The sequence below is a fragment of the Rhizobium sp. TH135 genome (genome assembly GCF_002855515.1).
Lineage (GTDB): Bacteria > Pseudomonadota > Alphaproteobacteria > Rhizobiales > Rhizobiaceae > Allorhizobium.
This window is the reverse complement of the sequence record NZ_PKRP01000001.1, coordinates 764,336-786,597: the sequence shown is the minus strand read 5'-3', so window position 1 is coordinate 786,597 and position 22,262 is coordinate 764,336. Positions and strand designations below refer to the sequence as shown.

The following is a 22,262-nucleotide window of genomic DNA, read 5'->3' as shown; positions in this document are numbered from 1 at the left end:
CGGAGACCTGCCGTGACGCATAAGGTTGCTGTCGTAACCGGTGCTGCCGGAGATATCGGGCGGGCGATCGCCAAGCGTCTGGCGGACAGCCACGACATCGTGGTGTTGCTGGATCTGGATTCTGCTGCCTTGGACAAGGCAATCGTGGAGCTCGGAAGCGATCCGCGTTTCGTGCCGCTCACGTGCGATGTGACGGACGAGGTGTCTCTCGCCGATACCGCTGCTCGCGTGGCCGGCCATGGCCTCGTGCATACGCTGGTCAACAATGCCGGCGCAGCGCGGGCGGTGAGCCTCGGCGATACCGATGGTGAGATCTGGCGCAAGGATAATGCGCTCAATCTCGAAGCGCCCTTTCTCTGCTTCCGCGCTTTTGAGGACGCGCTGAAGGCGTCCAAGGGCGCGCTCGTCAACATTTCCTCGGTCAATGGCATGGCCGTCTTCGGTCATCCCGCCTACAGCGCGGCAAAGGCCGGGCTTATTCATCTCACCAAGTTGATTGCCGTCGAATACGGCAAATACGGCATCCGCTCCAATGCGGTCGCCCCCGGCACGGTGCGCACCCAAGCCTGGGAGGCGCGGGCTGCCGCCAATCCTCAGGTCTTCGAGGAAGCCAAGCGCTGGTATGCGCTGCGCCGCATTGCGACGGCTGAGGACATTGCCAATGCGGTCTTCTTCCTTTCGAGCGATCAGGCGGCTGCCATCACGGGCGTGTGCCTTCCGGTCGATTGCGGGCTGACAGCGGGCCAGGCCGAACTCGCGCGAACCTTCTCGCAATCCGACAATTATTGAAATCGACAAGCCAGGAGCATTCCCCATGGCAACAGAAGTTCAGTTCCGCCTCGAAAACGCGTGGCATCCGGTGGAGGGCGACGACTGCGGCGCCTTCGTCTTCACGCTGGTCAATCTCTCCGACGTGGCGCTTTCCGATTTCAAGCTCGCCTATACGTCGCTCACCCGCGTGAAGGATCTGGAAGAGCCGCTCCTCGAGAACGCCATCTTCCTGAAGCGCAATGCCAACTTCCATCAGTTCGCGCCGCCGGCAGGCTTCGTGCTGCAACCGGGTGCTTCCTGGACCTTCCGGGTCGGTGGCCTCTGGCGCCCAGCCAAACACAGGACGGATGGGGCGAAGTCCGCCTACATCACCCTCTCCACCGGTCAGCATGCCGCCGTCGCAGTTGCCGACCTGATTCTCGGCGGTGGTCATAGTGCACCACCTCCAGCGCTCCTGCCCGAGGGCAAGGTTTCCCAGCCCTTTGCAATGTTGCCTTGGCCGGCATCGGCCGACCTGATCGCCGGAGAAGGCTTCCCCGTCGCGCTTTATCCGGCAGAAGGCGCCTCGCTGGTCGAACTGCGCGCTGTCGAGAATGTGCTGCGCCTCTTCTGCCGGCTGTTCCCGGTCGGCCATGCGCCGCTTTCGCTGGCGCCGGTGCATCAGGGGCGGGCACTCTTCCTCAAGTCCGACGAGGCGCTTGGTGCCTCTGCCTTTCGGCTAGACTTCGCCGCTGATGGCATCACGCTCACCTATGGCGATGTCGCGGGCCTGCAATATGCACTGACCCTGCTCTCCCAGATGCTGCACGGTGCGCGCTCCCAGCCGGAGACCTTCCGTTTTCCCGCATCAGGCACGGTCGCCGACAAGCCGCGCTACGACTGGCGCGGTTGCCATCTCGATGTCTCCCGCCAGTTCTTCCCCGTTGCGGACGTTAAACGCCTGATCGACATCCTCGCCTGGTTCCGGATGAACACCTTCCACTGGCATCTGTCCGATGACGAAGCCTGGCGGCTCGAGATCAAGGCTTTCCCGCAGCTGACGACGCTTGGCGTGTTGCGCGGTCCGGACGAGCCGCTCCTGCCGCAGCTCGGTAATGGCGCCGAGCCGGTCGGCGGTTTCTACGCCCAGGACGAGGTGCGTGACATCGTTGCCCATGCCGCAGCTCTACAGGTCGAAGTGGTGCCGGAGATCGACATCCCCGGCCACAGCACGGCGATGCTGGTGGCGCTGCCGGAACTGGTCGACGGACAGGAAGCACCGGACAGCTATCGCTCGGTGCAGGGCTATCCAAACAATGCGCTTAACCCGGCGATCGAATACACCTACGAGGTGCTGGGCAAGGTGTTCGACGAAATGGTCGAGCTCTTCCCGTCGACGCTTATTCATATTGGCGGCGATGAAGTGGCGGCCAATACCTGGATGGCCTCTCCGCTTGCCCGCAAGCTGATGGAGCAGGAAGGCATCGAAGGCACCTTCGGGCTGCAGAGCTATTTCATGAAGCGTATCCAGAAGATGCTGGCCGAGCGCGGCCGCAAGCTCGCCGGTTGGGACGAAGTCAGCCATGGCGGCGGCGTCGATCCCGAGGGCACATTGCTGATGGCCTGGCAGAAGCCGGAGGTCGGGCTGGAACTGGCAAAACAGGGCTACGACGTCGTCATGACACCGGGCCAGGCCTATTATCTCGACATGGTGCAGGACGAGGCCTTCCAGGAGCCGGGTGCAAGCTGGGCCGGCACTGTTCCACCCAAGCATACCTACACGTATGAGGCGGTCGCCGAGTTTCCGGCCGAGCTTGCGGCCCGCATGCGCGGCGTTCAAGCCTGCATCTGGTGCGAACACTTCCTGACCCGCGACTACTTCAATCACCTCGTCTTCCCGCGTCTTCCGGCCATCGCCGAGGCGGCCTGGACGCCGAAGGACAACAAGGACTGGCTGCGCTTTGCCGCCATCGTTCGTTTGAGCCCCCGCTACTGAGGAATTGAGGCCTATGACCTTCCGCATCGCCGTTGGCGGTATCCATACCGAATGCTCGACCTCGTCTCCCGTCTTGATGCAGCCGGAGGATTTTCGCGTGCTGCGCGGGCCGGACCTGTTGGCGCACGAGTATTTCGATTTCCTCGAAGCGGAAGGCGTGGAGCATCTGCCACTGCTGCATGCCCGCGCAGTTCCCGGGGGTCCCTTGGCGCGCGCGACTTATGAGGGCTTCAAGGCTGAGTTCCTCGAGCGGCTGAAAGCTGCACTGCCGATCGACGGGCTTTATCTCGCCATGCATGGCGCGATGAATGTCGAGGGCATGGATGATGCCGAGGGTGACTGGATTTCGGCGGCGCGCGCAGTCGTCGGGCCCGATGTCCCGGTTGCGGCGAGCTATGACCTGCACGGCAATGTCACACAGAAGATTGTCGATCAGCTGGATATCTTCGCCGGTTATCGCACAGCGCCGCATATCGATGTGCGGGAGACCATGGCGCGGGCCTGGTCGATGCTGGTTCGGACGCTCACCACCGGCGAGAAGCCGGGCGTCGCCTGGGCGCCGGTGCCGGTTCTCCTGCCCGGCGAGCGCACCTCGACCGAGGACGAGCCGGCGAAGAGCCTCTATCTGAAGCTGCCGGAGCATGATGCCGTGCCAGGCATCTGGGACGCCAACCTGATGGTCGGCTATGTCTGGGCCGACGAGCCACGCGGGACGGCCTGTGCCGTCGTCACGGCTGTCGACAAGGCTGCGGCGGAAAAGGTTACGGCTGCCATTGCTCAGTCCTACTGGGATGCGCGCGAAGACTTCCGCTTTGGACCGGTTACGGGTCCTCTCGCGGAGATGCTGGATATCGCTGAAAGCACCGAGACACGGCCTGTTATCCTCGCTGATTCCGGCGACAACCCGACCGGGGGTGGCGTGGGCGACCGGGCGGATGTGTTGAAGGCGCTTCTGGCGCGGTCGATCGATGATGTCCTGATTGCTGGCATAACCGACCGTCCCGCCGTCGAACGCTGTTTCGAAGCCGGTGCCGGCGCGCGGGTGTCGCTGACGGTCGGTGGTTCGCTCGATCCGGCAAGCCCTTCTGTCGAGGTGGAGGCGGATGTCGTCTTTCTCGATGATCCCGGCTCGGCTGCCGAGCAACAGGCGGTCGTCAAGATTGGTGGCATCACGCTGGTGCTCGCGGCAAGGCGCAGGCCCTATCACAACATCGCGGATTTCACCCGGCTTGGTCTCGATCCGACCAAGGTTCGGCTGCTCGTCGTCAAGTCGGGCTATCTCTCGCCGGAGCTTGCGCCGATCGCCAATCCGAACCTGATGGCGCTGACGGATGGCGTGATCAACCAGGATATCGAGAACCTGCCCAGTCACCGACGCCATCAGCCGAGCTATCCCTTCGTCAAGGATTTCAGTTATATGCCGAAGGTCTTCTTCTCGACGCGATTCCCTTGAGACATTGATGTCGGTGCCGCCCCTTCGGCGGCACGATCCCCAACCCGATTGTACCCTTGATGTTGTCCTCCTTTTCGGTGGTCTATCGCCACAAGCCGATCCGGGTCAGTGCGGCCGCGATCTTCTTCTTCGGCTTCTCGGGCGCTGCGACGTCGCCCTACATGTCGTTGATCGGCATCCGCGAACTCGGACTGTCCGACGCCGTCTACTCAGTGCTGATCTTCCTAGCCGCCGTGGTGAATGTTACGGCCAGCGTGACGGCTGGCATCATCGCCGATCGGCTCGGCCATTTCCGGTCGCCGATGATCCTGGCAGCGCTTTTCGGCATCGGCGGTTTCGGGTTGGTCTATGTGGTGCCGACACCTGTCATGTTCGCCATCGCGACGCTGGTCTTGATCCCGGTCTTCGGCACGATCAATTCGCTGATCTTCGCCAATATCCGGGCGGTCTCCTCGGGCATGGCCGTGCGCGAGCTGATGGCGGTGAATTCTGCCGTCCGGGCTGTACTGTCTGCTTCGTGGGTGCTCGTTCCCGGCATCGTCGGGGCGCTGCTTGCCGGCCAGCCCAGCATGCTGCCGGCTTTCCTGCTCGCGAGCCTCGCCTGCCTTGTGTGTCTTCTTCTGTTCGTCTTCGGGCTCGATCGCTTGCCGCCTGTGCAGGAGGGGGAACGGCAGCACTATTCCTTCTTCCGTTCCATCCGGCAGATCGGCTCGGCAAGCGTGTTGCCAAGGCTTCTGGCGATCTCGCTGATCTCGGCCATGCTGCATGCCAATGGCACCGTGCTTCCGCTGATCGTCACCGGCAAGGCCGGCGGAACACCGGCTGACGTCGGCGTGATCGTCGGTATCGTAGCCTTCCTCGAGATCATCTTCATCCTCTTCTGGGGATGGGTCGAAGCCCGAACCTCCATCCTCTTCGCGATGGTGACGGCTGCGCTGATCTATTGCAGCTATCTCGTCTTCCTCGGCCTCGCTGACCGACCGATGGACGTCTATCTGTTGACTGTCGTTGCAGGCCTTGGAGCGGCAGGCATCATCGCAATCCCGATTACCTATCTGCAGAACCTGATCGCGGACCGGGCCGGCCTCGGTAGCTCGCTGATTGCGGTCAACATCTTCCTCAGCGGTGGCATGGCCTCGCTGATGTTTGCGCTCGGCACCAGCATCAGCGACTATGCAGGGACTGCGATCATTGCCTCGATCGCGGGGTTCATCGGCGTCTGCCTGCTGTGGTTGCTCGATCGGGTGCCACGCGTGAAGACAGAGGGTTGAGGGAGGAGCATGGTGACATCTCGGGAGAAAGCCGCAGGACCGCTGCTCGAAATCTGCGTCGATGACGTCGCCGGGCTGGACGCGGCCGTCGCCGGTGGCGCTGACCGGATCGAACTCTGCTCAGCGCTTGGTTCCGGCGGGCTTACGCCCTCTCGTGGTTTCATGGTGGTCGCGGCCAAAGCACCGATCCCCGTCCATGCGCTGATCCGTCCGCGCGCCGGTGGCTTCATCTTTAGCGAGGCCGAAGTCGCGCTGATGGAGGCCGACATTGTGGCTGCGCGCGAGGCCGGCTTGGCCGGAGTTGTGATCGGCGTGACCACGCCCGCTGGTGCGCTGGATAAAGACGTCATCCGTCGGCTCATCGATGCGGCACAGGGGCTGGACCTCACTTTGCATCGGGCGATCGATGTCGTTGAAGACATGGATGCAGCCCTTGATCTTGCGATCGAACTCGGTTTCTCCCGTGTGCTGACATCGGGCGGTGCGCGGCATGCCGAAGAGGGCATTGATGTGATTGCCCGACTGGCGAAGCGGGGTTCCGGCCGCGTTTCGATCATGCCCGGGGGTGGCGTGCGGCCAGAGAATGCGGGTCGTTTTCTCGCGATTGCCGGGGTGAGGGAACTGCATGCGTCCTGCAGCCGGGCGGGTATCGGCGAGCCACGACTGACCGAACTCGGTTTCTCGACCGAGGCACCCCGGTACACGGATGCCGATATCGTCCGTCTTCTGAAGGCGCAGTTGCGGCCGGGGCGGGACTGACCCTTAAGACGCCATCGCCTGGGCAGGTTTTGCCGCCAGGAACTTGACGGTCTCGGCCGCCAGCATCGGCTTGCTGAAGTAGTAGCCCTGCACCGCCCGGACACCGAGATTTTCAAGGATCCGCAGTTCCTCTTCAGTCTCGACGCCTTCGACAATCGCTTCCAGCTCCATCTCCGCGCAAAGCGCCAGCACGGATTTGACGATGTTGAAGCTCGTCCGGCGCGTGTGAATGTTGCGCACGAAGCTGCCGTCGATCTTGATCTTGGTGAGCGGTAGCTTGTGCACATGGCTCAAGCTGGAATAGCCGGTGCCGAAATCGTCGAGCGAAATGCCGGCCCCCATTTCGCGCAGCATCTGGATCGAGGCGCTCGCCTGCTCGAAGTCGTGCATGACGGCGGTTTCGGTGATCTCGAAGTTGATGCGGCGCGGGTCGAAGCCGCTCTTCAGCACGATCGAGACGATCTTCAACGTGTTTTCCGGCGAGCTGAGATCGTGTGGTGAGAGGTTGAAGGAGAGATAGACGTCATCCGGCCACAGATGTGCGACGCTCAGAGCGCGTTCCAACAGGAGGCGCGTGATCAGTGTGATGCGACCATTGTGTTCGGCAACGGGAATGAACTCTGCGGGCGAGACCTGGCCGATGCGCGGGCTTTCCCAGCGCGCAAGAGCCTCGAAGCCGATGCAGATACGGCGGTTGACGCAGGTGATCGGCTGGAAGACGAGCGAGAGTTCCTTATCCAGGTCGGCTGCGACGAGGGCCTCTTCGACGATTTTCTGGCGGTTCAGTTCGTTGGCCTGATCTGCATTGAAAATCACCGTGCCTGCGCGGTGATGGCGCTTGGCGGTGTAGAGCGCATAGTCGGCAAGCTCATAGATTTCCTGGCCTGTCTCACCGACGTTCGGATAGAGGGCAAAACCGACGGAGCCGGTGACCTGAACCATGCCGCTGCCGATATTGATGCGTTCGGCAATCAGTTCGCAGACCTTCTGGCCAAGCGCCATGACCTCGTTGTCGCCGCATTCACCCTCGAGCAAGAGGCCGAACTCGTCGCCGCCGAGACGATAGACCGACAGTCCTTTGTCATGGATGGCCGACAGGCGGGCACCGATTTCGATCAGCACCTTGTCGCCTGCGGAGTGACCATAGAGATCGTTGACCGGCTTGAATCCATCAAGGTCGATGACGCCGACCGCAAGCTTGTCACCCGCGACGCTCGCCCGCGCAAAGGCCGTCTCCAGCATGTGAAAGAAGCTGCGGCGGTTGGCGAGAAGCGTCAGGCTGTCTAGATTGGCAAGGCGCAGGTTCTCGTCCGAGAGCGCCTGCATGGCCTTGTTCTGCTCCTGCAGCGCCTGTTGTTGCAGCATCAGGACATTGCGGGATTCGTGCAGCTGGCGAAAGTCTCGGTAGTGCGAGACGAGGATCATGATCATCGCCATCGTCACCAGAATTACGTTCACGCCGGTGGCAATGAAGGTCGGCTCGCCCGACAGGCACATGACGACGAAGAAAGGCAGGTTGACCGTCACCGTCACTATCAGGGCTGCGGAGCGCAGGTGCATCAGGCAGAAGATGCATCCGATGACGGTGATCGCCATGAAGAAGGCGACATGCGCTTTCTGATAGGCGTCACCATAGGGAAGCAGCGAAATCGACCAGGCGGTGCAGAAAACGGCGATCGGAAAGCTGAGAATGTTGGTGGCGCGGAGCTGCCTGTAGGCTTGCTCCGGTGTTCTCTCGCGGTTCCGGCCCCTGAGCCAGATCAGGGAGCGCAGGGCGAAGAGGGCCGTCAGGACAGTCGGCAGGTAGACGACGAGATAAGCCGGTGCTGCACCCTGATGCGTCCAGGCGAGCGAGATCAGGTTTGTGGCAAGAATAAAGTAGAGCAGGGGGACCTGCTTGGAGAAAGCCTCGAACTGGGCTGCCGTCAGCGCCGGATTGCCGTTGGGAACCTTTAGCAGGCCGAACCACTCTCCCATCCGGCTTCGGATGTCTTGCATCGTCCCTTTTTCAGCCACGCCTGTCCGCTCTCCCCGTCGCTTCAAGCTTGTTTTTTTATATGAGAATCCGTTAAAATTGCGGAAAGCGCGGACTACCAGATTCAAGCACCATCGCAGGCTGCCTTCAGATGGTCATTGCGGTTGGCTAAGTCGGCCGGTATCAGGATGCCTGATCCTAGGAGCCGCCTCACCGTGAATTCGATCTCTCGTCTGCTCGCCGTCCTCATCGCCTCACTCGCCGCAGCATTGCCAGCCGCCGCTCAGGAATGGCAGGCGACCGAAAAGGTGGAGCATTACAAGGTCAATGGCATCGCGCCGATGGAGCTCTACCAGTCGATCGGCGAGCGTGGACCGAAGCTCAGCCTCGGGCGGGTGATTGCCCACACGACCTTCAAGCTCACCTGGCAGCGCGACTATCAGCAGCAGGGGCAGGCCTGCGTGCTAGCGACGGCCAAGCCGAGACTTGTTATCACTTACACGCTGCCGAAGCCCGCTCAGAAGCTTCCACCGGAGGTGGCGGCGAAGTGGCAGACTTTCTACGACGGGATCGTCGAGCATGAGAAGCTGCATGGGCAGTTCATGAAGGACCTCACGCAGGCGATCCAGGATGTGTCGATCGGCCTGCGTGATGAAAACGATCCGGGCTGCAAGAAGGTGCGTGCGGCGCTGCAGGCGCAGTTGAAACCGATTTCCGACGCGCACGGTGCGCGCCATAGCGAATACGACCAGATCGAGATGTCGCCCGGCGGGGCGGTGCATCAGTTGATCCTGGCTTTTCTCAATCCGTGACGAAGACGTGCACGCCGGTCTGGCGTGCACTGGTATTCTGATCAGACACGCTCCAGAGCGATCGCGATGCCCTGGCCGACGCCGATGCACATGGTGGAAAGCGCATAGCGCCCGCCTGTCACCTTCAGTTCCAGCGCTGCCGTTCCGGCGATGCGGGCGCCCGACATGCCAAGCGGATGGCCAAGAGCGATCGCGCCGCCGTTGCGGTTTACGCGCGGGGCGTCGTCGGCAATGCCGAGATCGCGCAGCGTGGCGATGCCCTGGGATGCAAAGGCCTCGTTCAGTTCGATGACATCTATCTGTTGCTGCGTGAGCCCGAGGCTGGCAAGCAGCTTCTTCGAGGCCGGTGCCGGGCCGAATCCCATGATGCGCGGCGGGACGCCAGCCGTCGCGCCACCCAGGATGCGGGCGATGGGGTTAAGGCCGTATTTCTTCACGGCAGCTTCAGACGCGATGATCAGGGCGGCAGCGCCGTCATTGACGCCCGACGCATTGCCGGCGGTGACGGTAGCCCCCTCCATCTTGTTGACCGGCTTCAGCTTGGCCAGCGCCTCGACCGAGGTCGCGCGCGGATGTTCGTCGCGGTCGACGATCACGGGATCGCCCTTGCGCTGAGGTACTGTGACGGCTGTGATTTCCTTCGCCAGTCGGCCATTGGCCTGCGCTTCCGCTGCCTTGGCCTGGCTGCGGACTGCAAAGGCGTCCTGGTCTTCACGCGAGACCTTGAAATCGATCGCGACGTTGTCGCCGGTTTCCGGCATGGAATCGACGCCATATTGCTTCTTCATCAGTGGATTGACGAAGCGCCAGCCGATCGTGGTGTCGTAGATCTCGGCATTGCGAGAAAAGGCTGTGTCGGCCTTTGGCATGACGAAGGGCGCGCGGCTCATGCTTTCGACGCCGCCTGCAATCATCAGCTCGGCCTCGCCTGACTTGATGGCGCGGGCCGCCGTGATCACGGCATCCATGCCGGACCCGCAGAGACGGTTGATCGTGGTGCCGGTCACCGAAACGGGGAGGCCCGCCAGCAGCAGCGACATCCGGGCGACGTTGCGGTTGTCTTCGCCAGCCTGGTTGGCGCAGCCGAAGATCACGTCCTCGACGGCTTCCCAGTCGACGGAGGCATTCCGCTCCATCAGTGCCTTGAGCGGCACGGCGCCAAGATCATCGGCGCGGACGGAGGAGAGCGAACCGCCGAAACGGCCGATGGGCGTGCGGATGTAATCGCAGATAAAGGCTTCGGTCATTGGATTTTCCTCACAGGGCCGGGACGACGAGGTCGGCGACCGGACCGTCGGTGTGGAGCTTGCCACCGGTCATGGCCTGTAGCTCGTCCATGGTCATGGCGGCGAGCTTTTCGCGCACGACGAACTTGCCGTCGACGATGTCGATGACGGCGTGGCTCGTATAGACGCGGGTGATGCAGCCGACGCCGGTCAACGGGAAGGTGCAGCGCTCAACGAGTTTCGGCTTGCCATCCTTGGTGACGTGTTCGGTGATGACGACGACCTGCTTGGCACCGTGCACGAGGTCCATGGCGCCGCCGACGGCGGGAACGCCCTTGGAGCCGACACGCCAGTTGGCGAGGTCACCGTTTTCGGCCACCTGGTACGCGCCGAGGATCGCGACGTCGAGATGGCCGCCGCGGACCATGGCGAAACTGTCGGCGTGATGGAAGAAGGCCGCACCCGGCTTCAGCGTGATCGCCTTCTTGCCGGCATTGATCAGGTCCCAGTCTTCCTCGCCCGCCGGTGGGGCTTCGCCGAAGTTCAGCACGCCGTTTTCCGTGTGGAAGATCGCTTCGCGTCCCTCAGGCTGGAACTTGGCGACCATTTCCGGAAAGCCGATGCCGAGATTCACATAGGCGCCGTCCTCAATGTCCTGGGCGGCGCGCCAGGCGATCTGGGCGTTGGAGAGCTTGATGTCTTCGCGGGTGTCGATTGCAGCTGCGTCGCTCATGCGTAAACCACTCCGGCGCGGATCAGCGCTTCTTCCTGTTGCGGGTTGGCGACTTCAACGACGCCATCGACAAAGATGCCGGGTGTAATCACCTGCTCGGGATCGATGCCGCCGGGGGCGACGATCTTCGAGACCTGGGCGATGGTCTTGGCGGCGGCCATGCACATCAGCGGATTGAAGTTGCGGCCTGCCATCCGGTAGGTCAGGTTGCCCATGGTATCGCCGAGATGCGCCTTGACGATGGCGAAGTCGGCCTTCAGCCAGCGCTCCTGCACGTATTTGCGGCCATCGAACTCAGCGATCACCTTGCCGTTGGCCAGTTCCGTGCCGAAGCTCGTGGGCGTGTAGAAGGCCGGGATGCCGGCGCCACCGGCACGGATGCGCTCGGCGAGCGTGCCCTGCGGCACCAATTCCAGCTCGATCTCACCGGCAAGGTAACGGTCGGTAAAGGCGCGCGGGTCGGAGGAGCGCGGGAAGGAGCAGATCATCTTCTTGACCAGGCCGGCATCGATCATGGCGGCGATGCCGATGCGACCGTTGCCGGCATTGTTGTTGATGACCGTCAGGTTCTTCGGGCCCTTGTCGATAAGCGCGTGAATGAGCTCGATCGGCGCGCCGGAGCCGCCGAAGCCGCCGATCATCACCGTTGCGCCGTCGCCGATTTCGGCCACGGCGTCTGCCAGGCTCGCAATTGTCTTGTCCATGGGAACTCCCGTTTCCTCGGGCAGCGGTCCAGCCGCTGTCTTCTGTCCACAAATATGTCCCTCACGGCATCGACAGCAAGAAATTTGTGCGATATTTGATATTTGTTCGATAATCGCACAAACGGGAGCGTCGATGACCGTCGGAGAGCGCGACCTGATGGGTGGCTTCGCCAAGGGACTGCGGGTGATTGAGGCCTTTGGCCCGGAGCGCCAGCGGCTGAGCATCGCAGAGGCTGCCGAAATCAGCGGGCTCGACCGGGCGACGGCCCGGCGCTGCCTGCTGACGCTGGCCCAGCTCGGTTACGCCGATTATGACGGGAAATTCTTTGCGCTCACGCCGAAGATCCTGCGGCTCGGCCATGCCTGGCTGTCGGCGACGCCGCTGCCGACGATCGTGCAACCTTTCCTCGACCGGCTGTCGGAGCGGCTGGGGCATAGCGCCTCGGCTTCCGTGCTGGATGGCACGGAGATCGTCTACATTGCACGCGCCGCTCAGAAGCGGGTGATGTCGATCAACCTGATGCCCGGTTCGCGGCTGCCTGCCTATAGCGCCTCGATGGGGCGCGTTCTCCTGGCCACGCTCAGCGATGCAGAGGTAGCAACCATCCTCGCTGCCTCCCAGATCAAGGCGCATACGCCTCTGACTCGCACCGACCCGCAGGACCTGATCGCCGAAATCGGCCGGGTGCGGGCGCAGGGTTATGCCGTGATCGATCAGGAGTTGGAGATGGGGCTATGCTCGATCGCCGTTCCGGTCAGCAATGCGCGCGGCAAGGTGGTCGCGGCGATCAATGTCGGCGCACCGGCGGCCATGTTATCGGCCGAGGCCCTGCCGGGGCATTGTCTCGATGCGCTGCGTGAGGTGCAGGTGGGCTTGCGGCCCCTTCTGCCGTAACCCGATCAGCCGGGCGTGATGCCGGCTGCCACGTCTCTGATGGTACGCATCAGAAGAGCCAGCGGCATGGAGGGTACGGAATCGGCGCGGACCGTGAGGCCGACCGGTCCCTTGGTTTCGCTGGTGTCGATTGGCAGAGCCGCCAGCGTACCGTCCGCCAAGTCGGTTGCCACGACACCAGCCGAGATAATCCAGATTGCATCGGTCGAGCGAACAAAGGCGCGGCCGAAGCTGTCGGAGACGGTCTCGATCTGGGTCGGCAGCGCGGAAATACCGTTGGCGATCAGGTAGCGCTCGACGAAGGGTCTGATGATCGAGGCGCGGGTCGGCATCAGGACCGGATAGCGCTCCAGTTCGGCAAAGACGCCCGGTCCCTGCTGGAGTAGCGGATGGCCGGCGCGCACGCAGAAAATCACCTGCTCCGAATAGAGATGTTCGAAGGAAAAGCCCGTCATCTGTTCGGGTGCCGCCAAACGGCCGACGACGAGATCGAGGTCACCGACTCGCAATTGTTCGAGCAGCACGGCATTCTCGCCGGTGACGATCTTGATGCGGGCGGGAATGTCTTCCGAGAGGAACTGGGTCATGGCCTGCGGCATGATGCGGGTCGAGACGGTCGGCAGGGCGCCCACCCGGATCGGCGGGGCATCGGCGTGAAGCGCATGTGAAACGGAATCGAAGCCTTGGCGGAGCGCCGTCAGGGCAGCACCTGCATGTTTCAGGAAGGCCTCTCCATAGCGGGTGATGCGGATGCCGCGGCCGTCGCGCTCGAAGACGGCAACGCCGAGGACCTCTTCCAACTCGCGGATGGTCTTGGTCACGGCCGGCTGGCTGACATGCAAGATTTCCGCCGCTTTCATCACGCTCTTCTGGCGTGCTACCTCGACGAAGGTCTGCAGATGGCGAAACTTGATCCTGTTGTCGATCATGGTGGAATCATAACTCTGCAGTTAAGGGTGGCGGCGAAAACATCATTTTACCTAACCAAACTGCGCAAGCAATATGCTGGCAGTGGAGGACACATTCGTGCAATTCGTTCAGGTCAACGATGCGGCGCTGCACTACCAGGTCATCGGCGGACCGGCGCAGCGTCCCGTCATCGTGTTCATCAATTCGCTTGGAACCGATTTCCGGATCTGGCGTGACGTGCTGGTGCGCTTGGCAGGCGACTATCCGCTGCTCACCTATGACAAGCGCGGCCATGGTCTGTCGGATGTCGGCGAGGCGCCCTATTCGATTGATGACCATGTCGACGACCTGATCGGCATTCTGGAGCATCTGAATGTCCGGCAGGCGGTGATCTGCGGTCTTTCGGTCGGCGGGCTGATCGCCCAGGGCCTCTATGCGCGCCGGCCGGATCTCGTGCGGGCGCTCATCCTCTGCGATACAGCCCACAAGATCGGCACGTCGGAGATGTGGGCTGCCCGGATCAAGGCGATCGAGGAGAATGGCCTTTCCGGCATTGTCGATGGCGTGATGGAACGCTGGTTTACGGCCCCGTTCCGCGATGCTTCCAATCCTGCCTTTCCCGGTTATCGCAACATGATGCTTCGCCAACCCGTCGAGGGTTATATCGGCACCTGTGCCGCCATCCGCGATGCCGATTTCACCGTGGCCGCCACCAAGATCGCTGTGCCGACCCTTTGTGTCGTCGGCGATCAGGACGGGGCGACCCCGCCGGATCTGGTCCTGTCGCTGGCACGTCTCATTCCTTCGGCCCGCTACGAAGTCATTTCCGGTGCCGGCCATATCCCTTGCGTGGAACAGCCGGAGGCGCTGACCGCCGTTATTGAGGCCTTTCTTGCGCCTCTCGTTTCAGGAGATATATCCCATGGCTGACGCCCGCAGCCCCTCTGACCGCTATCGACAGGGCATGGCGACACGCCGCCGTGTCCTGGGCGATGCCCATGTCGACCGAGCTTCGGCTTTGGCCACTCCCTTCGATCAGCCGTTTCAGGAAATGATCACCGAGGGCGCCTGGGGTACCGTCTGGTCGCGTCCAACCATCAGCTCGCGCGAGCGCTCGATGATCACCATCGCACTGCTCGCGGCCCTCGGACATGACGAAGAAGTGGCGATGCATGTGCGTGCCACCGCCAATACCGGGGCGAGCCGCGAGGACATCACCGAAGCGCTGATGCATGTTGCCATCTATGCCGGCGTTCCCGCCGCCAACAGGGCTTTCAAGATCGCCAAACACGTGTTTGAACAGATGGATGCGGGCGAGACTGCGGGAGGGAGCCATGACTGATCTGCCGAACAAGAAGCCGGAGACGGGTGCCTTCTTCCCGCGTGACCGCAACTGGCATCCGCCGGCCTATACGCCAACCTATAAGACCTCCGTCTTGCGCTCGCCGCAGAAGGCGCTGCTGTCGCTCGACGGCACGAAGTCCGAGATAACAGGTCCAGTGTTTGGTCACTCGATCCTGGGTGAGCTCGACAACGACCTGATCCACAATTTCGCCAAGCCGGGCGAGAGCGCGATCGGCGAGCGGATCATCGTGCATGGCCGTGTGCTCGACGAGCGCGGACGGCCGGTTCCGGGCGCGCTCCTCGAGTTCTGGCAGGCCAATGCCGGCGGTCGTTATCGCCACAAGAAGGAAAGCTATCTCGCACCGCTCGATCCGAACTTCGGCGGCTGCGGGCGCACGATCACCGACGAGAACGGCTATTATGCCTTCCGCACGATCAAGCCCGGTCCTTATCCCTGGCCGAATGGTGTCAACGACTGGCGGCCGGCGCATATCCATTTCTCGATCTTCGGCCATGGCTTCTCGCAGCGTCTGATCACCCAGATGTATTTCGAGGGCGATCCGATGATCTGGAAGTGTCCGATCGTGCTGACGATCCCGGATCGTGCGGCGATCGAGCAGCTTGTCGCAGCCCTCGACTGGTCGGCAACCATCCCGATGGATGCGCGGGCCTACAAGTTCGATATGGTGTTGCGCGGACGGCGTTCGACCTTGTTCGAAAACCGGATGGAGGGAAATTGATGGTCCAGGATCTCGGTTACCTCAAGGAAAGCGCCTCGCAGACGGCGGGCCCTTACGTCCACATCGGCCTCACGCCGAATTTCGCCGATATCAAGGGCGTTTATCCGGTTGATCTTGGCACTACCATGGTCAACGACAAGACGCGCGGTGAGCGCATCACTGTGACCGGTCGCGTCATCGATGGCTCGGGCACGCCGCTCAAGGACGCGCTGATCGAAATCTGGCAGGCGGATGCCGAGGGTCTCTACAACAGTCCGTCCGAGACGCGCGGCAGCGCCGATCCGAACTTCACTGGCTGGGGACGCTGCCCTTGTGACCTCTCGACCGGCGAATATCGCTTCGAGACGATCAAGCCGGGCCGGGTACCCTTCCGGGACGGACGACTTATGGCGCCGCATATCTCGTTTTGGATCGTCGCGCGCGGCATCAATCTCGGCCTCAACACGCGCCTCTATTTCGGTGACGAAGAGGCGGCCAATGCCGAGGATCCGATCCTCGCGCGCATCGAGCACCGCGTGCGCGTGCCGACGCTGATTGCACAGCGGGACGGTTCGACCTATCACTTCGACATCCACCTGCAGGGTGAGAAGGAGACGGTCTTCTTCGACATCTGAGAAGGGCCTTAAGATCAGTATGACCGCATCCGTCTTCGACCATCCGATCCTGTCCGGCCTTCTGGGCGATGACGAAATCGGAGCTCAGTTCTCGGCCGCAGCCGAGCTTTCGGCCATGCTGCGTTTCGAGGTGGCACTTGCCGAGGCGGAGGCTGCCGAAGGGCTTATTCCGCGCGCATCCGCTGAAGAGATTGCGGCGCTGCCGGAGGCGTTCGTTGCCGATCTCGACGCTCTGAAGCAGGCGATTGGACGCGACGGTGTTGTTATCCCCGATCTCGTGCGGCAGTGGCGTGCAGGACTGGGCGACGCCGGAAAACATCTCCATTTCGGCGCGACCAGCCAGGATGCCATCGATACCGGTCTGATGCTGCGGCTGGGTGCTGTGCTTTCAATCCTCGATCAGCGTCTGGCGGCGATTATCTCGTCGCTTGACGGTTTGGAGACGCGCTTCGGCACCCAGTCCCTGATGGGGCGCACGCGCATGCAGGCGGCGATTCCGATCACGGTTGCCGATCGACTTGCCACGTGGAAGGGGCCGGTCGTCGCGCATCGGGCTGCTGTTCAGGACATGCTGAAAGCCGGTCTGCCGCTTCAGTTCGGCGGCGCTGCCGGCACGCTCGAAAAGCTTGGAGACAAGGCGTCGTTCGTTCGTACAAGGCTCGCCACACTCCTTCAACTCTCAGACCGGCCCCAATGGCACAGCCAGCGGGCCGTAATTGCCGAGATAGGCGGTCTCCTCTCCCTCATCACTGGCAGCCTCGGCAAGATCGGCCAGGATCTGGCGCTGATGGCGGACAATGGCACGGCAGTGATCGGCGGCGGCGGTGCTTCGTCCGCCATGCCGCACAAGAGAAACCCGGTGAAGGCCGAAGTTCTCGTCACGCTCGCCCGGTTCAATGCCGTGCAAATCTCAGGCCTGCATCAGGCCCTGGTGCATGAGCAGGAGCGATCGGGCGCCGCCTGGACGCTCGAATGGATGATCTTGCCGCAAATGGCAATCGCCACGGGGGCCGCCACGCGGCTTGGCACTGAAGTCCTGCAGTCGATCGAACAGCTCGGCGAGCGTTGATCAGCCCTCGTTCGGATCGGATGCATCGGTCGCGACGTAGCGGCGGGTGACCTTGCGCATCATCTGGATTTGCCGGACGAAGCCCGAACATGCGCCGCATTTGAAGAGATGCAGACGCAGGCCGACTGTTTCCCCAAGCGACAGACGTCGGTCGAGTTCGTCCGAGGCGAGCTTCGTTGCGTTTTCGCACATCATGACAATGTCGCCTCCGGCGCGAACCAGTGTCCTTGCAGGCAGTTGCGCAGACGAAGCCGCGCGCGGTGCATCAGGACATGCATGTTGGTGGTGGTGATGCCGATCTCGGCGCAGATTTCTTCCGTGTCCATCTCGACGAATTCCCGCATCATGAAAACGCGGCCCTGGTCGGGGGGCAAATGATCGAGGCAGGCCTCGAAAACGCGCCAGAAGTCCTTGCCGAGTAGTTCGACTTCCGGATTGCCCCAGTCGCTCGGGCGGTTTTCCGGAACCCAGTGACCCTTGACATCGAAGTAGCGCGGCTCATCCTCATCCGGAAAATGTCCGAGCGGCATGGCGATCATCTGCGACTGCTTGCGCTTGAAGCGGATCTGGTCGGCGATCTTGTTGCGCAGGATGGCGAAGACCCAGGTGCGAAAGGCAGACCGTCCCGCAAAGGCCTTGGCATTGCGAAGTGCGCCGGCGAGCGCTTCCTGGACGGCATCTTCGGCAAGGCCGGGATCGGCAAGCTGGAGGCTTGCGAAACTCAACATGCGTTGACGCAGCTCCGCCATATACATCGCATCGGCCAGAAACGGCGCGGCTGCACCGTTTCCGCCGTTCAATTCCTGCTCGCCCGCATTTACCATCGTGATCCCCCGGACATTGCCCGCGCCTGCCAAGACCCGGCGCGCAACACAGCACGCCTTCATTTGGTCGCGGCTTTCAGCGCCATCTTACAGGTCGCGCAGAAAAAATCTCATGTCAGGATCATCGCCACGGCATAGGCGGCAATTACCAGCAGCGTGACGTTGCGCCGGAGCGCCAGATACCAGGCGGGTTGGTCGCCTTTGCGGTGGATGCCGAGATCGGCGGCAAGCAGGACCAGAAATACCCCCACATGCAGCGCCATCGTCAAAGCCGGGATGTAAGGATAGGCCAGAACCCCGCCAATGGCAGCGAGGGCCGCGACATTGCTCACGATCAGCATGAGCCGTGGATCCTGAGCGCGGATCTGAGCCTGGCTCCAGAGCGTGCCGGCCATGAAGCAGGCTATGCCGGTTCCGTAGGCGATGAAGGCTTGCGCGGCGAGTGCGGGCTGGTAGCCGAGCACCTGGGCCAGCCCCACCGCCCAAAAGGGCAGGGCGCCGGCATAGGTCAGGAGTTTGGTGAGCGCGGGATCGCGATACATCGGTCAGGCTCCATGCAGGCGTGTGATCAGTCGTTCCGACAGGGCCGTCGCACTTTCGACCGCTGCCTCGACGCGGTTGCCGAGGCACCAGTCGCCGCAGGCGCCGAGGCCGAGGGCTTCATCGAAGAGATACGGTTGGTCAGCGGCTTGGTCCACATTGGCGTAGCGCCAGCGGTGCATATCCAGCCAGGCGGCGTTCGAGAAGTCCCGTCCAAGCAGGCGCTTCAGTGAGGCGAGCATTTCCGATTTCACCTCGTCGCGGTCGCGTTCCAGGTTTGACTCGGCCCAATCATTGCGGCTGTGGATGGTGAGCGCCTCTTTCTCTCCGCGGCCGGGCTTGCTGCCCTCGATGGCGATCCAGCTCAAGACGTCATCCTCGATGCGGGCGGCATCGAAGCCGAGATGCAGGGGCTCGTCGAGGCCGATCATCAGGGTGAAGCAGCCGCTCATGCGGACACGGGCCAGCGCTTCGCAGTCTGAAAATGCCTCGGGCAACAGGCGGATGGTTTGTGGTGCCGGGGCGGTGGAAAGTACAAGATCGAAACTACCGAGATCCTGGCCTTCGCTATCGGTGAGTGACCAACCATGTTCGGCAGGCTTGAGGGCGGCAACCGTCGCTTCCTTGCGGATCTGAAGGCCCTCGGCCAATCCGTTCGCAAACCCGCTCATGCCAGGCAGCCCGATATAGCGCGGCTCCGGTGGGCGGCTGTCGGCCACCAATCCGTCGGCCCTGAGCGTGTGCACCGCCTTCGGCCAGATGCCGGCATGACCCGTCTTGATGGCACGTTCCGCAACCGACCGGAATGCCGGCGAGCGGGCGGTGAAATACTGGGCGCCATGGTCGAAGGCAAAGCCCTCCCGGCGGCGGTTTGCCATCCGGCCGCCGAGGCCTCGGCTCTTTTCGAAAACGGTGACGTCGGCTGACGGGGTTAGCGCCCGCGCGAGCGTTATGCCGGCGATCCCGGCTCCGATGATGGCAATGGACGTCTTCACGCAATCCCTCTCTCAAGCGCTTGGCGCGCCTCTGCTTTACGCGGTTCAGGCGGTGGTGGATTTGCCGTCTTCGCTCGCTTCCAGCAGTGGCCGGATGAGCGGGTTCGGAAAGCGACGCTTCACGGTCACGGCATAGAAGGATTCGATCATGCCGGGCAGGGCGTCGAATTCGACCAGCGTGCCGGCTTCAAGCTCGCCCTTGACAACGATCGGCGGCAGAACGGCAAGGCCCGCACCTTCGCGGGCGAGAAGACGCATCATCGCCATGTCGTCCACTTCGGCGGCGATCTGCGGCGTGATGCCGAGGCGCGCGACGAGTGCTTCGAACTGCGAGCGCACGCCGCTTTCCAGCGTCGGCAGGATGACGGGATGCTCGCCCAGCAGGTCGGCAAGCTTGGCGCCCGGTTTGCCGTAGGACGGTCTGCCGATGAGACTGACCCGCTGCTGGTAGACGTGTTGGGCGATGAAGGGTGTCACCGAGTCGGCCATCGGCGCCTGGTTGAGCAGAACGATGTCGAGGTTGAGGGCTTCGAGCGCGCCCAACAACTCGCTGGTGCTGCCCGAGCGCAGGATCATGTCGACGTCGGAGCGTCCGAGGATCGGACGCAGGAACTCCATCTGGAAGTTGCGGGAGAGCGTTGCAAGCGCGCCGATACGGATGGCGCGGCGTGTCCTCCCGGTTTCCTTCAGCGTCTCGACCAGTTCCTCGCCGGCCGAGAAGATCGTGTCGGCATGGTCGAGCGCGATGCGGCCGGCTTCTGTCAGATAGAGCTGTCGGCCGCGACGCTCGAAGAGAGAATGGCCCAACCGCTCCTCCAGTTGCTTGATCTGGATCGAGAGCGCCGATTGCGACAGGTTCAGCCGCTCGGCCGTGCGGGTCAGGTTCCCGTCATGGGCGACGGCGCGGAAATAGCGGAGGTGATGATAGTTCAGCTCGGACATAGTTCTATTTTATAGAACGAATTTAGAGAAACAATGAATTTTTATTGCGATCACGCCGCTGATAACAGGTCTGTGAGATCGCCGCTGCCTCCTCCCAAGCAGCGGCCCAGACCGGAGACATCTAGTGATCCATATGTTGCCGCTTCTCGCGCCGCTGCTGCTTGCCGGTGCTTCGCTCTGTGCCTTCCAGGCACCCGGGCTTCGCCCGCGTCAGGCGATCCGCATTGCCGAATTCGCTGCCCTCGGTTCGATCCTCGTCGCAGGGCTTTCCGCTGTTGTCTTGGTGCTGCAGGGGCCGGGAACCAGTCCTGCCATCGGCTATAGCTACTTCGCACTTGCCTCGCGGCTTGATCTTGTCAGCCTGGTAATGCTGCTGCTCGTGTCCTTCATCGGCTGGGTGGTGCTGCGCTATGCCGGCACATTCCTCGACGGGGAAGAGCGGCAGGGTCCGTTCACCGGCTGGATGACGGCGACCCTCGCTGCCGTCCTGCTCCTCGTACAGTCGGGCACGCTGCTCCAGCTCGTTGTCGGCTGGGTCGCGACCAGCCTGCTCCTGCATCAGCTGCTGCTCTTCTATCCCGAGCGGATTGCTGCCCAGCGGGCCGCGCGCAAGAAATTCATCGTCTCGCGCACCGGTGATGCCGCCCTGATCGGCGCTGTCATCCTGCTCGCCATCTCCTTCGGCACCGGCGATATCGCCACCATTCTCGCCGCGGCCCGCGAGGGCGAGGGGCTGCCGCTGACGATTGCCGCCGCAGCCCTGCTGGCGATCGCGGCACTTCTGAAGTCCGCCCAGTTCCCGACCCATGGCTGGCTCACCGAAGTCATGGAAACGCCGACCCCGGTTTCCGCCCTGTTGCATGCTGGCGTCGTCAATGCCGGCGGTTTCCTGCTGATCCGCTTTGCCGATGTCATGCTGCAGGCGCCGGTGGTGCTTGCGGTGCTGGTCATGGTCGGTGGCTTCACGGCCCTTTTCGGCAGCCTCGTGATGCTCACGCAGTCGGCGGTGAAGACCTCGCTCGCCTGGTCCACGGTCGCGCAGATGGGCTTCATGATCCTGCAGTGTGGTCTGGCACTGTTCCCGATCGCGCTTCTGCACATCGTCGCCCATTCGCTTTACAAGGCTCATGCCTTCCTCGCCTCCGGCTCCGCCATCGAGACGGTCGCCTCGATCAAGCGTCCCGGTCCGGTCGCGATACCGAATGCCAAGGCGGTCGGGCGTGCCTTCCTGCTGGCGCTGGCCATCTATGCCGTCATCGGTGTGCTCTTCGGCTTTGCCGACAAGCCGCCGCAGGCGCTGGCACTCGGTGCGATCCTGATCTTCGGCGTCGCCTATCTCATTGCACAAGGGTTGGCGGATGCGGCTCCCCGGGCGCTCACCTGGCGGACCTCGCTCTACGCGATCTCGGCGGCCACGGCCTACTTCGCCCTGCAGCGTATTTCCGACAAGCTGATGCTTGGCACGCTGCCCGCGACCCCACAGCCCGGGCCGCTCGAATGGACACTGATGCTGCTCGCCGTCGTCACCTTCGGCGTGGTGGCGGTCGCTCAGTCGCTCTTCCCGCTCTGGGCCTATCATCCGGCAGCGGCGGGCCTGCGCGTCCATCTCGCCAACGGCCTCTACGTCAATGCCCTCTTCGATCGCCTGCTCGGTGGCTGGACGCTTCCGCGCACCACCTCCGCAACGCCTGCTTCCGTGAAGGAGTGAACC

At 62.8% G+C, this 22,262-nt stretch carries 23 protein-coding genes; 13 read left to right on the top strand and 10 right to left on the bottom strand.

The window, feature by feature from the left end; translation table 11 throughout:
• Positions 1-12: 12 nt before the first annotated feature.
• Genes C0V73_RS03760 through C0V73_RS03740 form a run of 5 tightly spaced genes read left to right on the top strand, consistent with a single transcriptional unit; the run spans position 13 to position 6,229 of the window.
• On the top strand, positions 13-789 hold the full coding sequence (locus tag C0V73_RS03760; protein WP_102018621.1) for an SDR family oxidoreductase: 777 nt from the start codon (positions 13-15) through the stop codon (positions 787-789).
• Positions 790-814: 25 nt separating this feature from the next.
• Entirely contained in the window at positions 815-2,746 is a 1,932-nt protein-coding gene (locus tag C0V73_RS03755; protein WP_102018620.1) for a family 20 glycosylhydrolase, read from the top strand.
• Positions 2,747-2,759: 13 nt separating this feature from the next.
• The gene (locus C0V73_RS03750) at positions 2,760-4,199 is read left to right on the top strand and encodes a M81 family metallopeptidase (protein WP_102018619.1); all 1,440 of its coding nucleotides are present in this window, start codon (positions 2,760-2,762) and stop codon (positions 4,197-4,199) included.
• Between the two features lie 59 nt (positions 4,200-4,258).
• Positions 4,259-5,470 (top strand): MFS transporter, encoded by a 1,212-nt coding sequence (locus tag C0V73_RS03745; protein ID WP_102018618.1) that lies wholly within the window; start codon positions 4,259-4,261, stop codon positions 5,468-5,470.
• A 9-nt stretch (positions 5,471-5,479) separates the two neighbouring features.
• Positions 5,480-6,229, top strand: coding sequence for a copper homeostasis protein CutC (locus C0V73_RS03740; RefSeq protein ID WP_102018617.1), 750 nt, complete (start codon positions 5,480-5,482; stop codon positions 6,227-6,229).
• A 3-nt stretch (positions 6,230-6,232) separates the two neighbouring features.
• Here the strand turns inward: C0V73_RS03740 and C0V73_RS03735 are convergent, their stop codons facing one another.
• Entirely contained in the window at positions 6,233-8,227 is a 1,995-nt protein-coding gene (locus tag C0V73_RS03735) for an EAL domain-containing protein (RefSeq protein WP_102018616.1), read from the bottom strand.
• A 192-nt stretch (positions 8,228-8,419) separates the two neighbouring features.
• Between C0V73_RS03735 and C0V73_RS03730 the strand changes: the two genes are divergently transcribed.
• Positions 8,420-9,016 (top strand): DUF922 domain-containing protein, encoded by a 597-nt coding sequence (locus tag C0V73_RS03730; RefSeq protein WP_348627163.1) that lies wholly within the window; start codon positions 8,420-8,422, stop codon positions 9,014-9,016.
• A gap of 41 nt (positions 9,017-9,057) precedes the next feature.
• On the opposite strand, the gene pcaF is transcribed toward C0V73_RS03730, so the two are convergent.
• From pcaF to C0V73_RS03715, 3 genes are read right to left on the bottom strand one after another with little or no spacing between them, the layout of a single operon-like run.
• Positions 9,058-10,263, bottom strand: coding sequence for a 3-oxoadipyl-CoA thiolase (pcaF, locus tag C0V73_RS03725; protein ID WP_102018614.1), 1,206 nt, complete (start codon positions 10,261-10,263; stop codon positions 9,058-9,060).
• Between the two features lie 10 nt (positions 10,264-10,273).
• On the bottom strand, positions 10,274-10,975 hold the full coding sequence (locus C0V73_RS03720) for a 3-oxoacid CoA-transferase subunit B (protein ID WP_102018613.1): 702 nt from the start codon (positions 10,973-10,975) through the stop codon (positions 10,274-10,276).
• On the bottom strand, positions 10,972-11,679 hold the full coding sequence (locus tag C0V73_RS03715; protein WP_102018612.1) for a 3-oxoacid CoA-transferase subunit A: 708 nt from the start codon (positions 11,677-11,679) through the stop codon (positions 10,972-10,974). Before C0V73_RS03715 ends, C0V73_RS03720 begins: the two co-directional genes overlap by 4 nt.
• Before the next feature lie 133 nt (positions 11,680-11,812).
• Here C0V73_RS03715 and C0V73_RS03710 point away from each other — a divergent pair, with 133 nt between their 5' ends.
• Complete coding sequence (locus C0V73_RS03710) at positions 11,813-12,574, top strand: IclR family transcriptional regulator (RefSeq protein WP_102018611.1); 762 nt, start codon at positions 11,813-11,815, stop codon at positions 12,572-12,574.
• Positions 12,575-12,579: 5 nt separating this feature from the next.
• Here the strand turns inward: C0V73_RS03710 and pcaQ are convergent, their stop codons facing one another.
• Positions 12,580-13,503: a pca operon transcription factor PcaQ gene (gene pcaQ / locus C0V73_RS03705; protein WP_102018610.1), complete on the bottom strand. Its 924-nt coding sequence runs from the start codon at positions 13,501-13,503 to the stop codon at positions 12,580-12,582.
• Positions 13,504-13,600: 97 nt separating this feature from the next.
• Between pcaQ and pcaD the strand changes: the two genes are divergently transcribed.
• The 5 genes from pcaD to C0V73_RS03680 are packed head-to-tail and all read left to right on the top strand — an operon-like array spanning position 13,601 to position 17,250.
• Positions 13,601-14,413: a 3-oxoadipate enol-lactonase gene (gene pcaD / locus C0V73_RS03700; RefSeq protein WP_102018932.1), complete on the top strand. Its 813-nt coding sequence runs from the start codon at positions 13,601-13,603 to the stop codon at positions 14,411-14,413.
• A complete protein-coding gene (gene pcaC / locus C0V73_RS03695) occupies positions 14,406-14,825 on the top strand; it encodes a 4-carboxymuconolactone decarboxylase (RefSeq protein WP_102018609.1) in 420 nt (139 codons plus the stop codon). Before pcaD ends, pcaC begins: the two co-directional genes overlap by 8 nt.
• Entirely contained in the window at positions 14,818-15,567 is a 750-nt protein-coding gene (gene pcaH / locus C0V73_RS03690; RefSeq protein WP_102018608.1) for a protocatechuate 3,4-dioxygenase subunit beta, read from the top strand. The genes pcaC and pcaH overlap by 8 nt, the downstream gene beginning before the upstream one ends.
• Entirely contained in the window at positions 15,567-16,181 is a 615-nt protein-coding gene (gene pcaG, locus C0V73_RS03685; RefSeq protein ID WP_102018607.1) for a protocatechuate 3,4-dioxygenase subunit alpha, read from the top strand. The genes pcaH and pcaG overlap by 1 nt, the downstream gene beginning before the upstream one ends.
• A gap of 19 nt (positions 16,182-16,200) precedes the next feature.
• A complete protein-coding gene (locus C0V73_RS03680) occupies positions 16,201-17,250 on the top strand; it encodes a 3-carboxy-cis,cis-muconate cycloisomerase (protein ID WP_102018606.1) in 1,050 nt (349 codons plus the stop codon).
• Here C0V73_RS03680 and C0V73_RS03675 read toward each other — a convergent pair whose 3' ends face one another.
• The 5 genes from C0V73_RS03675 to C0V73_RS03655 all read right to left on the bottom strand — a co-directional run bounded on the left by C0V73_RS03675 (position 17,251) and on the right by C0V73_RS03655 (position 20,551).
• A complete protein-coding gene (locus tag C0V73_RS03675) occupies positions 17,251-17,445 on the bottom strand; it encodes a zf-HC2 domain-containing protein (protein WP_102018605.1) in 195 nt (64 codons plus the stop codon).
• Complete coding sequence (locus C0V73_RS03670) at positions 17,442-18,074, bottom strand: sigma-70 family RNA polymerase sigma factor (RefSeq protein WP_102018931.1); 633 nt, start codon at positions 18,072-18,074, stop codon at positions 17,442-17,444. Before C0V73_RS03670 ends, C0V73_RS03675 begins: the two co-directional genes overlap by 4 nt.
• Before the next feature lie 110 nt (positions 18,075-18,184).
• On the bottom strand, positions 18,185-18,616 hold the full coding sequence (locus C0V73_RS03665; protein ID WP_102018604.1) for a DUF3429 domain-containing protein: 432 nt from the start codon (positions 18,614-18,616) through the stop codon (positions 18,185-18,187).
• A 3-nt stretch (positions 18,617-18,619) separates the two neighbouring features.
• Positions 18,620-19,609 (bottom strand): FAD-dependent oxidoreductase, encoded by a 990-nt coding sequence (locus C0V73_RS03660; protein WP_102018603.1) that lies wholly within the window; start codon positions 19,607-19,609, stop codon positions 18,620-18,622.
• A 45-nt stretch (positions 19,610-19,654) separates the two neighbouring features.
• Complete coding sequence (locus C0V73_RS03655; RefSeq protein WP_102018602.1) at positions 19,655-20,551, bottom strand: LysR family transcriptional regulator; 897 nt, start codon at positions 20,549-20,551, stop codon at positions 19,655-19,657.
• A gap of 133 nt (positions 20,552-20,684) precedes the next feature.
• On the opposite strand from C0V73_RS03655, the gene C0V73_RS03650 reads away from it, so the two are divergent.
• Positions 20,685-22,259, top strand: a complete 1,575-nt coding sequence (locus C0V73_RS03650) for a proton-conducting transporter membrane subunit (protein WP_172450056.1) — start codon at positions 20,685-20,687, stop codon at positions 22,257-22,259.
• Positions 22,260-22,262: the final 3 nt, after the last annotated feature.

Bases quoted from the DNA above. Each gene is read 5' to 3' on its own strand.
- C0V73_RS03735 (WP_102018616.1), bottom strand. From the start codon at position 8,227: ATGCAAGACATCCGAAGCCGGATGGGAGAGTGGTTCGGCCTGCTAAAG.
- C0V73_RS03675 (WP_102018605.1), bottom strand. From the start codon at position 17,445: ATGATGTGCGAAAACGCAACGAAGCTCGCCTCGGACGAACTCGACCGA.
- C0V73_RS03715 (WP_102018612.1), bottom strand. From the start codon at position 11,679: ATGGACAAGACAATTGCGAGCCTGGCAGACGCCGTGGCCGAAATCGGC.
- C0V73_RS03710 (WP_102018611.1), top strand. From the start codon at position 11,813: ATGACCGTCGGAGAGCGCGACCTGATGGGTGGCTTCGCCAAGGGACTG.
- pcaQ (WP_102018610.1), bottom strand. From the start codon at position 13,503: ATGATCGACAACAGGATCAAGTTTCGCCATCTGCAGACCTTCGTCGAG.
- pcaC (WP_102018609.1), top strand. From the start codon at position 14,406: ATGGCTGACGCCCGCAGCCCCTCTGACCGCTATCGACAGGGCATGGCG.
- C0V73_RS03670 (WP_102018931.1), bottom strand. From the start codon at position 18,074: ATGGTAAATGCGGGCGAGCAGGAATTGAACGGCGGAAACGGTGCAGCC.
- C0V73_RS03680 (WP_102018606.1), top strand. From the start codon at position 16,201: ATGACCGCATCCGTCTTCGACCATCCGATCCTGTCCGGCCTTCTGGGC.
- C0V73_RS03720 (WP_102018613.1), bottom strand. From the start codon at position 10,975: ATGAGCGACGCAGCTGCAATCGACACCCGCGAAGACATCAAGCTCTCC.
- C0V73_RS03740 (WP_102018617.1), top strand. From the start codon at position 5,480: ATGGTGACATCTCGGGAGAAAGCCGCAGGACCGCTGCTCGAAATCTGC.
- C0V73_RS03750 (WP_102018619.1), top strand. From the start codon at position 2,760: ATGACCTTCCGCATCGCCGTTGGCGGTATCCATACCGAATGCTCGACC.
- C0V73_RS03755 (WP_102018620.1), top strand. From the start codon at position 815: ATGGCAACAGAAGTTCAGTTCCGCCTCGAAAACGCGTGGCATCCGGTG.
- C0V73_RS03650 (WP_172450056.1), top strand. From the start codon at position 20,685: ATGTTGCCGCTTCTCGCGCCGCTGCTGCTTGCCGGTGCTTCGCTCTGT.
- C0V73_RS03655 (WP_102018602.1), bottom strand. From the start codon at position 20,551: ATGTCCGAGCTGAACTATCATCACCTCCGCTATTTCCGCGCCGTCGCC.
- C0V73_RS03665 (WP_102018604.1), bottom strand. From the start codon at position 18,616: ATGTATCGCGATCCCGCGCTCACCAAACTCCTGACCTATGCCGGCGCC.
- pcaG (WP_102018607.1), top strand. From the start codon at position 15,567: ATGGTCCAGGATCTCGGTTACCTCAAGGAAAGCGCCTCGCAGACGGCG.
- C0V73_RS03745 (WP_102018618.1), top strand. From the start codon at position 4,259: ATGTTGTCCTCCTTTTCGGTGGTCTATCGCCACAAGCCGATCCGGGTC.
- pcaH (WP_102018608.1), top strand. From the start codon at position 14,818: ATGACTGATCTGCCGAACAAGAAGCCGGAGACGGGTGCCTTCTTCCCG.
- pcaF (WP_102018614.1), bottom strand. From the start codon at position 10,263: ATGACCGAAGCCTTTATCTGCGATTACATCCGCACGCCCATCGGCCGT.